At 47.2% G+C, this 14140-nt stretch carries 16 protein-coding genes; 8 read left to right on the top strand and 8 right to left on the bottom strand.

The features are described 5' to 3' along the window. The first annotated feature begins 55 nt into the window (after window positions 1-55). Window positions 56-1279, top strand: coding sequence for a glucuronoxylanase (locus LQ247_RS03705; protein ID WP_025810751.1), 1224 nt, complete (start codon window positions 56-58; stop codon window positions 1277-1279). Between the two features lie 176 nt (window positions 1280-1455). On the opposite strand, the gene LQ247_RS03710 is transcribed toward LQ247_RS03705, so the two are convergent. The 5 genes from LQ247_RS03710 to LQ247_RS03730 form a co-directional block, all read right to left on the bottom strand. After that, complete coding sequence (locus LQ247_RS03710) at window positions 1456-2901, bottom strand: alpha/beta fold hydrolase (protein WP_231005582.1); 1446 nt, start codon at window positions 2899-2901, stop codon at window positions 1456-1458. Window positions 2902-3048: 147 nt separating this feature from the next. Further along, window positions 3049-3534: a DUF6022 family protein gene (locus tag LQ247_RS03715; RefSeq protein WP_023856306.1), complete on the bottom strand. Its 486-nt coding sequence runs from the start codon at window positions 3532-3534 to the stop codon at window positions 3049-3051. A gap of 64 nt (window positions 3535-3598) precedes the next feature. Next, on the bottom strand, window positions 3599-3997 hold the full coding sequence (locus LQ247_RS03720; protein WP_025810753.1) for a YrvL family regulatory protein: 399 nt from the start codon (window positions 3995-3997) through the stop codon (window positions 3599-3601). A gap of 72 nt (window positions 3998-4069) precedes the next feature. After that, window positions 4070-5224 carry an oxalate decarboxylase family bicupin gene (locus LQ247_RS03725; protein ID WP_020452974.1) on the bottom strand — a complete coding sequence of 385 codons (1155 nt, stop codon included), beginning with the start codon at window positions 5222-5224 and terminating at the stop codon, window positions 4070-4072. 93 nt (window positions 5225-5317) lie between these two features. After that, window positions 5318-5467 carry a YvrJ family protein gene (locus tag LQ247_RS03730; RefSeq protein WP_020452973.1) on the bottom strand — a complete coding sequence of 50 codons (150 nt, stop codon included), beginning with the start codon at window positions 5465-5467 and terminating at the stop codon, window positions 5318-5320. A 157-nt stretch (window positions 5468-5624) separates the two neighbouring features. Between LQ247_RS03730 and LQ247_RS03735 the strand changes: the two genes are divergently transcribed. The 4 genes from LQ247_RS03735 to LQ247_RS03750 all read left to right on the top strand — a co-directional run bounded on the left by LQ247_RS03735 (window position 5625) and on the right by LQ247_RS03750 (window position 8639). Next, complete coding sequence (locus LQ247_RS03735; protein WP_020452972.1) at window positions 5625-6218, top strand: sigma-70 family RNA polymerase sigma factor; 594 nt, start codon at window positions 5625-5627, stop codon at window positions 6216-6218. Then, window positions 6181-6399, top strand: coding sequence for a sigma-O factor regulator RsoA (gene rsoA, locus LQ247_RS03740; RefSeq protein WP_031305046.1), 219 nt, complete (start codon window positions 6181-6183; stop codon window positions 6397-6399). Before LQ247_RS03735 ends, rsoA begins: the two co-directional genes overlap by 38 nt. Window positions 6400-6595: 196 nt before the next feature. Further along, complete coding sequence (gene trhO / locus LQ247_RS03745; RefSeq protein ID WP_144497803.1) at window positions 6596-7564, top strand: oxygen-dependent tRNA uridine(34) hydroxylase TrhO; 969 nt, start codon at window positions 6596-6598, stop codon at window positions 7562-7564. A gap of 439 nt (window positions 7565-8003) precedes the next feature. Further along, a complete protein-coding gene (locus tag LQ247_RS03750; RefSeq protein ID WP_144497802.1) occupies window positions 8004-8639 on the top strand; it encodes an FMN-dependent NADH-azoreductase in 636 nt (211 codons plus the stop codon). Window positions 8640-8670: 31 nt separating this feature from the next. Here the strand turns inward: LQ247_RS03750 and LQ247_RS03755 are convergent, their stop codons facing one another. Continuing rightward, on the bottom strand, window positions 8671-9720 hold the full coding sequence (locus LQ247_RS03755) for an oxidoreductase (RefSeq protein ID WP_144497801.1): 1050 nt from the start codon (window positions 9718-9720) through the stop codon (window positions 8671-8673). 183 nt (window positions 9721-9903) lie between these two features. Here LQ247_RS03755 and LQ247_RS03760 point away from each other — a divergent pair, with 183 nt between their 5' ends. From LQ247_RS03760 to LQ247_RS03770, 3 genes are all read left to right on the top strand, one after another. After that, window positions 9904-11082: an amidase gene (locus tag LQ247_RS03760; protein ID WP_048350125.1), complete on the top strand. Its 1179-nt coding sequence runs from the start codon at window positions 9904-9906 to the stop codon at window positions 11080-11082. Between the two features lie 114 nt (window positions 11083-11196). Next, window positions 11197-11676: a MarR family transcriptional regulator gene (locus LQ247_RS03765; protein ID WP_231005665.1), complete on the top strand. Its 480-nt coding sequence runs from the start codon at window positions 11197-11199 to the stop codon at window positions 11674-11676. Between the two features lie 16 nt (window positions 11677-11692). Further along, window positions 11693-12148, top strand: coding sequence for a nuclear transport factor 2 family protein (locus LQ247_RS03770; protein ID WP_144497800.1), 456 nt, complete (start codon window positions 11693-11695; stop codon window positions 12146-12148). Here LQ247_RS03770 and LQ247_RS03775 read toward each other — a convergent pair. Further along, complete coding sequence (locus LQ247_RS03775) at window positions 12145-13365, bottom strand: cytochrome P450, cyclodipeptide synthase-associated (RefSeq protein WP_231005584.1); 1221 nt, start codon at window positions 13363-13365, stop codon at window positions 12145-12147. The genes LQ247_RS03770 and LQ247_RS03775 overlap by 4 nt on opposite strands. After that, the gene (locus LQ247_RS03780) at window positions 13362-14111 is read right to left on the bottom strand and encodes a tRNA-dependent cyclodipeptide synthase (protein WP_101561464.1); all 750 of its coding nucleotides are present in this window, start codon (window positions 14109-14111) and stop codon (window positions 13362-13364) included. The genes LQ247_RS03775 and LQ247_RS03780 overlap by 4 nt, the downstream gene beginning before the upstream one ends. Window positions 14112-14140: the final 29 nt, after the last annotated feature.

Genomic DNA, 14140 nt, shown 5'->3' on the forward strand with positions numbered 1-14140 from the left:
GAGAGGATGAAAGCATGTGAAAAAATTAATTTGTGTATTGTTGGCATATGTAACGATGCTGTCGCTCATGTTAACCGGGCCTGCCGCTGCTGAAGTTTCAGCAGCCAGTGACGCAACAGTTCGTCTATCTGCAGAAAAACAAGTGATTCGCGGTTTTGGAGGGATGAATCACCCGGCTTGGATCGGGGATCTTACAGCAGCTCAAAGAGAAACCGCTTTTGGCAATGGACAGAATCAGTTAGGCTTTTCAATTTTAAGAATTCATGTTGATGAAAATAGAAACAATTGGTACAGAGAAGTGGAGACGGCAAAGAGTGCGATCAAACACGGAGCAATCGTTTTTGCTTCTCCCTGGAATCCGCCAAGCGATATGGTTGAGACTTTCAATCGGAATGGAGACACATCGGCTAAACGGCTGAGATACGATAAGTACGCCGCATACGCGAAGCATCTTAACGACTTTGTTACCTTCATGAAAAATAATGGCGTGAATCTGTATGCGATTTCCGTCCAAAACGAGCCTGATTACGCACACGACTGGACGTGGTGGACACCGCAAGAAATACTTCGCTTTATGAAAGAGAACGCCGGCTCGATTAATGCCCGTGTCATCGCGCCTGAGTCGTTTCAATACTTAAAAAATATATCGGATCCGATTTTGAATGATCCGAAGGCGCTTGCCAATATGGATATTCTTGGCGCTCATCTTTATGGTACACAGCTTAACAATTTCGCTTATCCACTGTTCAAACAAAAAGGAGCAGGAAAAGATCTTTGGATGACGGAAGTATATTATCCGAACAGTGACAATAATTCTGCGGACCGCTGGCCTGAGGCATTGGATGTTTCGCACCATATTCACAATTCGATGGTAGAGGGAGATTTTCAGGCTTATGTATGGTGGTACATCCGCAGATCATACGGTCCTATGAAAGAAGACGGTACGATCAGCAAGCGCGGTTACAATATGGCTCATTTCTCGAAGTTTGTCCGTCCCGGTTATGTCAGGGTTGATGCGACAAAGAGCCCCGCTTCAAACGTTTACGTATCTGCCTATAAAGGTGACAACAAAGTCGTTATAGTTGCCATTAATAAAAACAACTCAGGGGTTAACCAAAACTTCGTTCTGCAGAATGGATCTGTTTCTCAAGTATCCAGATGGATCACGAGCAGCAGCAGCAACCTTCAACCTGGAACGAATCTCAATGTAACAGACAATCATTTTTGGGCGCATCTTCCGGCTCAGAGTGTGACAACATTTGTCGCTAACCTCCGCTAATATTAACGACGCCGCGCATGAAGCGGAGTTACAAGCTGCACAGTTCCGATATGCCGAGCTTAGCGGCTATTTAGTGAAAAGGCATACGAAAAATATTTAGTTCTCGCAATCCAGGGTGTATCTGTTAATGAGACAAAGAGGGTGCCGCTGTCGGCACCCTTTCTGTCGTTTTCGGTTTATTCCTTCGGAAACTTCACCTCCGGATATGACGGATTCGGCTTGCTGATCAAGCCGCTGCCGGTTTCTTTTAAATGCTTGTTGAAAAAATCCAAAACGTACCGGTTCACGATATCCGCGCTTCGTTCGCCGTCGATGTCGCCCGTCATGCCGAGCTGCTTCAAAAGTTTTGAATAAAGCTGCAAGTCGGTGAAGTTGTAATGCTCCGTTCCTTCAATATACACCATTGACGCTTGATCAATGATTTTGTATTCCTTTTTTCGTTCCTCAATCATCTTGTTGAATTCTTCTTTCGTTAAACCCGAATTTTTGATTTCTTCATCAGAAATTTTTCCGCTGAGCGCCTTGTCTTTAATGTTCATAAAGCTGCTCGATTCCATGAATAGAAACGGCTTTGAAATCGCCTGCTTGCCGTTGACATTGTACAGTGAACCGTCCATGTTGATTCCGGCTTTAATTTTGGGATTTGAATATGCGGCGTTAAACGCCGTGGCGCCGCCGAATGAGTGACCCATCATCCCGATGTTGTCCATATCGAGTTTTCCCTTAAAGGCATCGCGATTCAGCTGATCCAACTGGTTGATGACAAAGTCGGCGTCCTGCGTCCAAATGTCCCCGAGCTTGCTGCTGTTTTCGGAAACTCCGTTCATATATCGCTCGGTTGTTAAGCCTGTCATCTGTCCGTCTGGAAAAGCCGTTGCCATCGTACTGTACGTATGATCGATCGCCACTGCGACAAATCCATGGCTTGCCAGATGTTCGGCTTGGGAAGCGTGCAGCAGCCGGCTTGTTCCGAAGCCGTGGCTGATTACGACGACTGGATATCGGGCTTCAGCTGATGAGATCGCAACGTTTTCGTATGAGTTTGTTTTGATGTAGCGCCAATAGTCCAAAGCAAACGGGGGAAGACCGAATCCATCTGCGAACTTCTCGATATATTCGTGAAATGTGCTTGCGTCTTCGGGAAAGAGAGGTGCCCGTTTCTGTCCATGCAAACCTTGGGCGGGGTACCATACTTGGATCATCAGTTCTCTTTTATCGTGCGGATTTTTTGTCAGCGTTTCTTCTCTGTCGCGGTCGGTCAAATGAAACGTCTTCGTCCCGACAGAATAAGCGCCGTCAGGCTTAGGCAAATCGAAGACGGGCAGGTATACAGACAGGAAGACGGAGATTGCCAGCATGGCGAATGTTAGAACATACAAGCCATATTTCAGCGGCTTCCACATCTTGATTTGAAGCCTTTTACCGAAGATCGCGATAAAGGCGAGGGCGGCGGAGATCAGATAGATCAAAACCATTTGCCATCTGTATCCCTCAAAAAAAAGCTGTCCCGCCAACACGCCAATACTCGCAAATCCGGCTGCCGCCGCAAGCTTTCTCGGCATTTTTTGCTGAAACAGCATGACAAAAGACAGGAGTGTTAATAATATTTCGAAAGTTCTCATGATTTTCTCCCTTATGTAAGATGTTGGTGGTCTTATACATAACGAATGTGTGGTTTGATTGGTTGCAAAAATATTCCTTGTGCTGCATTAAAAAAACCGCGGGGTTACCCAGCGGTTGCAGCTTATGATGTTGTGGGTCGCTATCAGCTAGTTTTCCTTTATCTGTTTCACGTGAGCGACAATTCTGTCTCTCTCTGTTTCCTCCAATGTGTAAATCTTCGGAGAAAGAGGCACGTCAAACCCGGCGTGAGAGTGAAAAAAGTCAAAGAGCAGCGTCCCGGCAGGCTTTTCTTGCTGATCGGAGATGACAGCCCAAAACACCCGTGAGCGGCAGTCGTCAGCTCCCCATTTTTCCATGGACTGTCTAAAGTTTAAGCCTTTTCCGATGAAAAAATCGCCTTTTCCCGCATCTTGAATCGTTGTAAAGCCGGACTGTTCGAGACTTTCAAATACAGGAGGCAGCAGGTGGTCCAAGTAGACGCCGTAAGTCGCGTCTTCCAATTCGGGAAACACCTTTAAAAGCGCTTCGCGATGATCGTCAAGCGTTTGTTTCCAATTGGCGGCGACATAGCTTTGCACCTGTTCGCCGATTTCTTTGATCGACATGTCGGGTCTAAAACGTACCTTATACAAGAACGAAAACCTCCTTTTGATTACTTGAAATCCATTATATAACATTCTCCTGCACAGTGGATTCTCAATATAAGAGCGAACCGGACCTCTGCCGTGGATAAAGGATTTTATCAATGGTAAAAAACGAAACGGCAATCATGATTTCCGCCGAAGAGGTCAGCAGAACGTCGTCCAGCAATTCGTCCGCTGTAAAAATCGCGGCCCATAAACATCCGATCGTGAGCATTTCGGCTGCAAAAAACGTGATCCGCCGATTGATGCCCAGCAGCTTCATACTGTGGATGAGCAGCTTTTCAGCCGGTTCCAGGACAAAGGTCAGTGCGGTATAACAAAGCGTAAACAAAAGCAGGGACCCGACTGTTTGATAAAATGCGCCCGGCAGATGAAACAGGATCGAAATGCCGAGAAAGTGGGCGAAAAAAACGAACATTACCGATAAGCAGCAAATAACGAAATGTTTCATGATACAACTCCTTTTAAATATGTACACAGCAGCCGAAGGCCTGCAGGATATGTCTCCTGCAAGCCTGGCTGGTTATTTCTTATCAAATTTCACGACCGGATGCTTTTCTTTAGAGAGCATGTTTGTAAACTCGCTGCCGACGTCGAGGTGCTGGCGGACAAGCTCTTCCGGAACGAGCGCGAGCCATTGGTTTAACGAAACGTCAGCATAGTGGTCGTCTTTGAAGATTTCGAGGAAGCGAAGCGGTTCGTCTCCTGTATTTTGGACGTAGTGTCCCATTGCAAACGGCACATAGCCGACATCTCCGGCCTGGTAGTTAAATGTTCTGGCATGCCCGTCGGACGCGAAAACGGTCATTTTCGCTTGTCCGGAAATATAATACTGCCATTCGTCTGTATTCGGATGCCAGTGCAGCTCCCGGATGCCTCCAGGTTCGACTTCCACCAGCGCAGAAGCGATTGTTTTCGACGCTTTGAAATTCGTGGAATCGGCAATCCATACTTTACCGCCGCTAGATACGATCGGTTCCTGTTCAAGCAAATTGTAGCTGAAAGATTGAGGCACCGTTCCGTTCGGGCTTTCGACTTTGTCTTTCTCAAGACATCCAGGGATCACTTCTTGGAAAATATACTTTTCTTTATCTGGAAGAGATGCTACGACGTCTTTTGAAATGCCGAAGTTTGCGGCAATTACCTCATCAGGCGTATGGGCCAGCCAATCTGTCACCTGGAAGGTGCTGTTTTCAGAGAAAGAGCCGTCATCGAAGACGAGCAGGAATTCGCAGCCGTCTTCAAGCGCTTGGATTGAATGCGGCAGACCTGACGGGAAGTACCAGAGATCTCCTTCTTTCACATCTTCAATAAAGTTTCTGCCGTCTTGGTCAACAGACGTAATCCGTGCTTTTCCGTACAGCATATATGCCCATTCGGCTTCCTTATGCCAGTGAAGTTCCCTGATGGCTCCAGGTTTCAGCCTCATGTTGACAGAGGCAAGCTTGTCTGAAATCGGCAGCTCGCGAACGGTGACTTCCCGTGCATATCCGCCTTTTTCGAGTCGGTTATGGACATCGGAAAATGAAAATTTCATGTTTGACACCGTTCCGTGGTCGGTTTCCGGCGGCGCAAGCATGTCCGGATTTTGGCGATCGCGCTCAACGTTATGCGGAATTTTCGTTTCCGCTCCTTTTTCTCCTCTGATCGGCTGTGGAATTGATTTGTTTTTTTCCATGTGATATCCCCTCTTTCTCAAAATGTAAAGGAGAGCTGAAAGGCCTTTCGTTTTCCCCTTCTGTCATGTTAAGTGAAAAAAGTGAGGCCGATGTCAATCATCGGTGTCACTTTTTTCTTTGATCAATTCGATAAGTTCATCGATTTTCTTTTCAAAACGCGTCAGCAGGTAAATTGCCAATACAGCTGGAAAGCCGACATTGCCGATTTGTTTCGCTGCTTCCTCAATGAATGCACTGTCCATTCTTACCACCTCCTATGTTAAGAAGTGAAGAAAGTCTGAAAAATGTAAGCAAAGAACTATTTTCTCTGAATGGGAACTTATGTTTGCATGTTAATAAGAAGAGATGAGTTTACTTTTTTTACATTTCTTTCATCTAAATAAATAGGAGGCGGTTTTTATGATTGATCAAACGTTACTGCGTGCGAAAATCAAGGAAATCACAGGGCATCCGCTTGTGAAGCATTTTTTGAGCAACCCCCGGTATGAGCGGCTTTTCAACCACGTTTTGGAACATCCGGATTCTGAAGAGGCAGAGTGTCTCGATCGCGAATTTAAGCGGTTTTACAAAAACATCCGCATGATCAAATACATCAACTCGATGATCCGGATTTTCTCCGTCGACTTTGATAAAAGAGTCCGGAAAAATCGAGAGCGTTTTCCATTGATGATCGACGACAGTCCGACTTTGCCCGAGCCGCCCCGAGGGGACCTGTTAGACGATGTCTTGGAACAGGAAGAGGATTTAAGTGAACATCTGCAAGACCCGATGCTTTATGAAGCGTTTTTGCAATTGACGGACAAGCAGAAAAAAGTGCTTGCGCAAATTTACATTCACGGGGTATCCATGCAGGAAATGGCTGACTCTTTGGGAGAATCAAGGCAAAATATTTCAAGAATTCATAAAAGGGCACTCGAAAAGATAAGAGAGCTGCTGAATTCTAAAGCAGAGGGGAATGATAACAGTGAGTCTGCACGACGAAAAAGAGATTGAGAAATTGCTGGAAAATTTCACGCCGATGATCAAAAGCAAATTAAACAACACATCCTATCAAGAGAGGGAGGATCTTGAACAGGAGCTGAAGATGAAAATTTGCGAAAAAGCGGAGATGCTTTTATGTCAAGAAGTTCCTGGGTTTTGGGAGTTTATAACAGAATTGCTGAAAGTCCTTTAACCTGAGTTGTTTTGCTTGCATAAAACGGCCGGAAGTGTTAAAATTTCTAGCATTTGATTAAGGGAATGTTCAAGCAGCTTCATTGAAATCATGGTGATGATTTGTTTTAATATGAACAAAGGTTTGATAAAATAAATGGATGGATATTCCATTTTTTCTCCTATAAAAACATGCATCAGATAGGTGGTAAGATATCATGAAAAATCAATACCGAGTATTGTTGTATTATAAATATGTTCATATCGACAACCCCGAGCAATTTGCCGAAGATCACCTCAAGTTCTGCAAAGATTTGGGCCTGAAAGGGCGCATCCTTGTGGCGGGTGAAGGAATAAACGGAACCGTGTCAGGAACTGTAGAGCAGACAGACCGCTATATGAGTGAAATGAAAAACGATCCCCGCTTTGAAGATATGGTGTTTAAAATCGATGAATCAGAAGGGCACGCTTTCAAAAAAATGCATGTCCGCCATCGCGATGAGCTTGTGACGCTCCGTCTGGAAGATGATATCGATCCGAATGAATTAACGGGAAAATACCTTGAGCCAAAAGAATTTTATGAGGCGATGCAGCGGGAAGATACGATTGTCGTCGACGCACGGAACGACTATGAGTACGATTTGGGACATTTCCGCGGCGCGGTCAGACCGGACATTAAGGCGTTCCGCGAATTGCCTGAATGGATCCGTGATAACAAAGAAAAGCTCGAAGGCAAGAAAATATTGACTTACTGCACGGGCGGTATCCGCTGCGAAAAATTTTCGGGATGGCTGAAAAAAGAAGGATTTGAAGACGTGTCCCAGCTTCACGGCGGGATTGTGACGTATGGAAAAGACCCTGAAGTTCAAGGTGAACTGTGGGACGGGCAGTGCTATGTTTTCGATGAAAGAATCAGCGTTCCGGTCAACCAGAAAGAGCATGTCATCGTCGGCAAGGATTATTTCACCGGCGAGCCTTGCGAGCGCTATGTCAACTGCGCCAACCCTGAATGCAACAAGCAGATCATCTGCTCTGAAGAAAATGAACACCGCTATTTGCGGGGCTGCACGCACGAGTGCCGGGTTCATCCGCGCAACCTGTATATCAAAGAGCACGGCCTTTCAGAAAAAGAGGTGCAAGAGAGACTCGAAAAGCTGGAAGAAGAGGGGCATACAGCGCAGTCATAAAAGCTGTATATAAAAGTATCATCTAAAAAACGAAGATGCCGCAAGATCTAAGAAATGGCATTGCTCCTGCAAGGGAGCCTGCTTTCGTTTTGAATGGAGGAACGCCTTGACCTGAAAAATCGAGGCGTTCCTTTTTTTATTCGTGAATTGCAAGCAGAATGAAAGTATTTGCAGGCGATCAGACTGCTGAACGAAAGTATCAATTAACGCTTTTGATCCAGCCGCTAGTGCAAAAATGCGAAACAGGCGATCAGCAATATGTGCAAACTGCGTCGTAAAACTTCCGTATGGGAAGTTTGCATCCTGTCTGCGAGCTATTCCCGGCTATACGTTTTTGGACCGGTGGATGATTCCAGCATAAGCCGAGTTTTTCTGAATATTTGCCTGAAAACGTCCCATACTATCCAATAACAATACAAAAAGGCAGGTAGCAAAAGAGATGACAAAAACCCTTTACATTACCGCTCACCCGCATGACGAAAGGGCATCATACAGCATGGCGGCGGGAAAAGCTTTTATCGAATCTTACAAAGAAGCTCATCCGGATGATGAAGTCATACATCTTGATCTTTACAAGGAGAACATTCCGCAGATTGATGCGGATGTTTTCAGCGGCTGGGGAAAATTGCAGTCGGGATCGGGATTTGAACAGCTTTCTGAAAACGAAAAGGCAAAAGTCGGCCGTTTGAATGAGCTGAGCGAGCAATTTATCGCGGGAGACAAATACGTGTTTGTCACGCCGCTTTGGAATTTCTCTTTTCCGCCGGTGATGAAAGCGTACTTTGATGCGGTCGCTGTAGCGGGAAAGACGTTTAAATATACCGAACAGGGACCGATCGGGCTGTTAACCGATAAAAAAGCCCTGCACATTCAGGCGAGAGGCGGCTACTATTCAGAAGGGCCGGCTGCGGAACTTGAGATGGGGCACCGCTATATCAGCATCATGATGCAGTTTTTCGGAGTGCCGGAATTTGAAGGTTTATTTATAGAAGGGCATAATGCAGAGCCGGATAAAGCCGAAGAAATTAAACGAAATGCAATTGCCCGCGCCAAAGAATTGGGCCGGACCTTTTGAAAAAACCGCGGACGTGATCCGCGGTTTTATTTTATTTGTGTAAGAACACCGTTTGATTCGTTTCGCTGCTTTTTTGAGCGGCTTCTATAATTCGGATGACGTCGCGTCCTTCTTCCGCCGTGACAGGCAGGCTGCCGCCTTCAAGAATACTTGAAGCAAGCTGCTTGTAATAGGTTAAGTATGAACCCGGGATGCTTTCCACTGTTTCCTTAATGACCTCGTCACCTTCGACTGTGGCCAGTTCCCCGTAATATTTGGGTTGATCGGCTCCCCACTCATCGCCTGCAGGTTTTTGACCCGCTCTGAGTGCATCCTCCTGGCCGTCGATACCATACTTAATAAAGCTTCCTTTTGAACCGTGGATTTGGTAGCGGGGACCGTTGGCCGGAACAATCGAACCCGAGTGGAGAATCACTTGGCGCTGATCATAGTGAAGGACGACATGGAAGTAATCGTCTGTTTCCGCATTGGCTCTTTGAGCGGTCACTTGAGCGGTGACACTGTTTGGCATGCCGAATAAATGAAGCGCCTGATCGATCAGGTGTGAACCCAAATCGTACAGTGCGCCTGAGCCCGGTCCTTTCTGCTCTCTCCAGCGCTGTCTGACATTCGGCCGGAACCGGTCGTAGGAGGCGTGGAATGTGTTAACCTCTCCGAGGCGCCCTTCTTTGATGAGCTGTTTGATCGTCAAAAAGTCGTTATCCCATCTTCGGTTGTGGTAGACGCTGAGAAGCACCCCTTTTTCTTTCGCGGCATTGATGAGCTTTTCAGCTTCTTCCGCTGTTGCCGTCATCGGTTTTTCCAGGACGACATGCTTTCCGGCGCGGATGCACTCTTTCGCCATTTCGTAATGAAGGCCGCTCGGCGTGGTCACGACGACGAGATCAATGTCAGGGTCATTTGTGATGTCTTCGATCGAGCTGACGGCTTCTGTTTCGGGGAGGTCTTGTTTGACTTGTTCTTTTCTTGAAGTCATCACCTTTCGAATCTCAAAATCTTCTAACACAGATAATAAAGGCGCATGAAACACCGAACCTGACAAACCGTATCCTAATATTCCTGTGCGAACCTTGTTCACCATTCATTCTCCTCTCCCATGTTCGTTTTTAATATGTAATTAACACACCTTTATTTTACCCTGTTTGCCTATAGGAACAAACCTAAAGACCTTTTTCAACCGGAGAACGGAAGATTTTGTCACAATTTTGTTCAATTTGAAGAGGTGTCCGGTTATCGTTAAAAACAAAAAGAGGGGATTTTGAAAATGGAGTATGATTGGGGCGCTTTTATGAACAAGGATTTGGCTGTCGAGCCGGCATCAGCTGAAGGAAGCTTGAAAAACCTTTCGTTTGCGGTAAAGGATGTGTTTGCGGTAGAAGGCCATACAAATGCGGCGGGAAATCCTGATTGGCTGAGGACGCACGAACCTGCCGAAAAAAACGCGGAAGCCGTTGACTTGCTGCTGCGTGAAGGGGCAAGGCTTAAAGGTGCTGCTCACACGGATGAGCTGATGTACAGCCTTGACGGAGAAAATGTCCATTATGGTACGCCAGTCAATCCTTGTGCCAAGGACAACATTCCTGGAGGATCTTCAAGCGGTTCGGCCGTGGCGGCAGCTTCCGGCATGGCCGATTTTGCCCTTGGAACAGACACCGGAGGGTCTGTCAGAATCCCTTCTTCCTACTGCGGAATTTTCGGATTTCGGCCGACGCACGGCGAGGTGCCGGTTAATGGAGTCATACCGCTGGCGAAAAGCTTTGACACTGTCGGATGGATGTCAAAAGATATCGGAATTCTTCATGCGGCAGGCCGCGTCCTGCTTAGCGGACAGGAGGAGGCAGGGGCCTGTTTCAAGCGGATTTATTTTGAAAAAGAGGCGTGGAGCCTGCTTGAAGAAAGCGACCGGACACAAGTATACGCTCATGCATTAGGCCTGATAGACGGCGAATTCGACTGGTGCATTGCCGCTGACGGAGGCCTCGCGGAATGGGCGGAGATGTTCAAGTTGCTGCAGGGTCTGGATATTTGGGAGGAGCATGGAGCTTGGATCGAGCGCACAAATCCAGTGTTCGGCTCTGGAATCGCAGAAAGATTTGAATGGACGTCAAGTCTTAGGAAAAGCGATCATGAGCATGTGTTGATGAAAAGAGAAGCGGTGAAAAGGAGACTGTCGGAATGGCTCGCGGAAGACGGCTTGCTCGTCATTCCAACTGCTCCCGGCACGCCGCCGCTCCGCGGGCTGCCGGAAAACGAATTACATGAGAGAAGGGCGCGCACGATGAAACTGACGTGTATTGCCGGGCTTGGCGGGCTTCCGCAGATCACCGTTCCGTTACCGGCAAAAAACGGCGAGCCTTTGGGGCTTTCATTCATCGCCGGCCGCAAACAGGACCTGAAGCTTCTGGCTTGGACTGAAAAGCACGTGTTATCTCTTCAAGTATGAGGGAAGCATATGCTGCGGATCTTTTCTGCATCATATGCTTTTTGCTTGCTTCAATTATTGTTAACTGGTAAACTATTAAACAGTTAACCGGTTAACGATGATGGAAAGGATATGATGATCGTGGAAAACAAGACGTATGAGCAAGCATTTCAAGCCGTTCAGGATTTTATTCTCAAAAGAGAAAAGCGGGCTCAGCATGAACAGCGGGCGCTCGCAAAGGAAGCTTTTCAAGAAGACGGCAGCATCCGGAAGCATTGGACACTGACCCAGCTTCACATTATCTCGCTTATCAGCGAAAACGAGGCAGACGTCAACAACGCTTTCCTGGCAGCAAAACTTCAAATATCAAAAGCGGCAGTGACAAAAGCGGTCAATGTGCTTACAAAGCACGGGATGATCGAATCGCACAAAAAACCGAACAACAACAAAGAATTGTATTACAGATTAACAGACGAGGGGAAGAAACTGGCCGACATTCATGACAGGATGCACGAAATTGCAAAGCAGCGCTATATCGAGCTGTTTGAGCGGTTTTCCGAATCCGAGCTGGAAACCATCATCCGCTTTTTAAACGAATGGTCAAAACACATTTAATCAAGAGGAGCAGCGAATGAATAAAAGTGAAGCCCAACAGTTTTTAATCAGCATGTATCAGGACATCTTGAGTGAAATGAATACTGAAAAAATTCCCGATTATTTCAGCGAGAATTATGTTCAAGTTACCGACGGCAGTCAAATTGACCTTGTGCAGTTTAAAGATCACATGAGGACGCTGAAAAAGGTTGCCCGCACCATAACGGTGTCGCCCTTTCATGAGTTTTTGTTTGACGAGCGACTGCAAAGCGCAGCGGTCAGGTATACGGTCAATGTTGTCAAAACAAACGGAGACCGGGGGAGAATTGAAATCATCGCGATGTTTAAAATGAATGGTTTTAAAATCGTTCAATGCCACGAACTTTCACATGCGATCGAAGGGAAGGAGGATTTTGAAGAGCTGGCGAAGATCAGTGAAGCGGCAATTGAAAAAGCCTCCTCTCGGGAGGAGAAGGCTTTTTCACAAGATTAATGTTTCGTATCAAATCTGATGTTGAGCGAGACGGGGCCGCGTGTGTAAAGGCCTGTCTCACGGTAAACGAAGTCTTCCTCCAGCTGGATATTCTTCAGCTGATCCAGGACGATATTTGCGACAAGCTCGATTTCCGTCTTCGCAAACCCCGCTCCTACACAGTTGTGGACGCCTGAACCGAATGCGAGATGCCTGGCAGCACCGCTGAATGCGCTTTTGACTTCCAGGTCGGTGCGATGGATGTTGAACTCGTCTGGCTCCTCAAACGCTTCAGGATCGCGATTTGCCGCGCCTATCATGCAAAATACAGTCGTCCCTTCTTTGAGCTCGACTCCGGCGATCACCGCGTCCTGTGAAAGCTGGCGCGGGATAAGCTGCACCGGCGGCTTGTAGCGCAGCGTCTCTGCGATGGCCTGAGGCAGGAGCGTGCGGTCTTCCAGCACGTCATTCATTTGATCGGGATGATGAAGCAAATGATAAATCATTAATGCGAGCGTCTTGTCCGCCGGTTCTGTGGCGGCAAGCAATATATTGAGAATCAGCGCGCGGATGTCGCGGTCAGACATCGCTACTCCCTCGTATTCGGAAGTGCAAAGGATGGATATTAAATCATGTCCGGGATTTTTGCGCCTTTCCTCGATAATCGGATTCAAATATTCAGCGAGCTGTTCACTGCATTTGAGGGAATGTTCCCGGTCTTCAGGTGCCTGATTCAAACTGGTAATGAAATCGGCGACGCCGCTGTGCCAGTTTCTCACCGTTTGGTGGTCGTTCTTGTCCAAACCTAAAATGTCCATCGTCACACAAACGGCGAACGTTTTGCCGAAATCATTGACAAGGTCGATCCGCCCTTTCTCAAGATGAGGGGCCAAAAGCCTTTGTGCATTTTCTTTGATGAGCGGTGTGAGGTGATCAAGGGATTCCCCGATAAAACGGCGCAGAACGATTCTCCTTTTCGCCGTGTGCTCTTTGCCTTTCATTTGGGCGAGCACAGGTCCGCGCATGACGGGCTCGGCTCGTTTGGCAAGCGATTTCGTTGTAAAGACATCCTGATTCTGGAGCACGCGGCGCACATCCTGGTAGCGGCTGATAAAATAGCTGTCCAGCGATTCTTCATAATGGACGGGATCAGATTCCCGAAGGTATGAGAAATATTGATAAGGATTCTCGTGATATTGTTCTGACAACACGCTGAATGTTTTTAGCGATTGATTCATACTCGTTCCTCCTGCATGCTTTTATATTCCACACTTTCGTCCGCTTCGGAAACCATAAGATATCCTTGATTTGGGCGCATTTTGACGGCAAATTCATGACGGGAGATCTGTTCGCCGAGCTTCCATGGACGGTGATAAGCAAGAAGCGTCTCTTCGACGCCTAAAATATCAGGGGCGGCGATGAAAAACGGAAGTTCAGCGATGACGTATTCAACAGCCAGCTCCAGCATGGCGGCGCTGACCTCCTGGACATCCATCCGAATGCCCCGGGCCCGTCCGAGGATCGCCGCATGCGACATCTCCAGGCAGGCTTTGCGGAAATGCGGCTGGTCAAAAAAGGCGTCTTCGACTTCCATCCGCAAACGCTGGTATGCGGTCTGGTTCGCGAAATCGGAAAATGTATGAATGGCCTCGGGGTTGCCGCCATGCGCTTCCAACGCCTTTTCAGCGAATCTCCGGTTCCGTGAGACTTCTTTCCTGACTTTCCGTTCGGCCTTCCCATTCGGGGTGCCGAGCGCTTCGAGAAGGTTGGCTGCTTCCTTTCCGGCTAAAAGCACGGATACATGTTGAAATTCACGGACTGCCCAGCCGATAAGCCGATGAATGTAATCTTCGGAAAATCGGCTGTTAAACGGGCTGATGCCAATGAGAACATGGCGTCTGCGTTTTAGTATTTCATTGCAGTTTCGGGTAAGAGTTTCAGTTTTGAATGGCCGGTGTTTGCTCTCCATTGTAAGCTCTGTCATTGATTTCCTCCTTAACGGACATAGAATGA

The sequence above is a fragment of the Bacillus sp. BS3(2021) genome, from assembly GCF_021043345.1.
GTDB lineage: Bacteria > Bacillota > Bacilli > Bacillales > Bacillaceae > Bacillus > Bacillus paralicheniformis.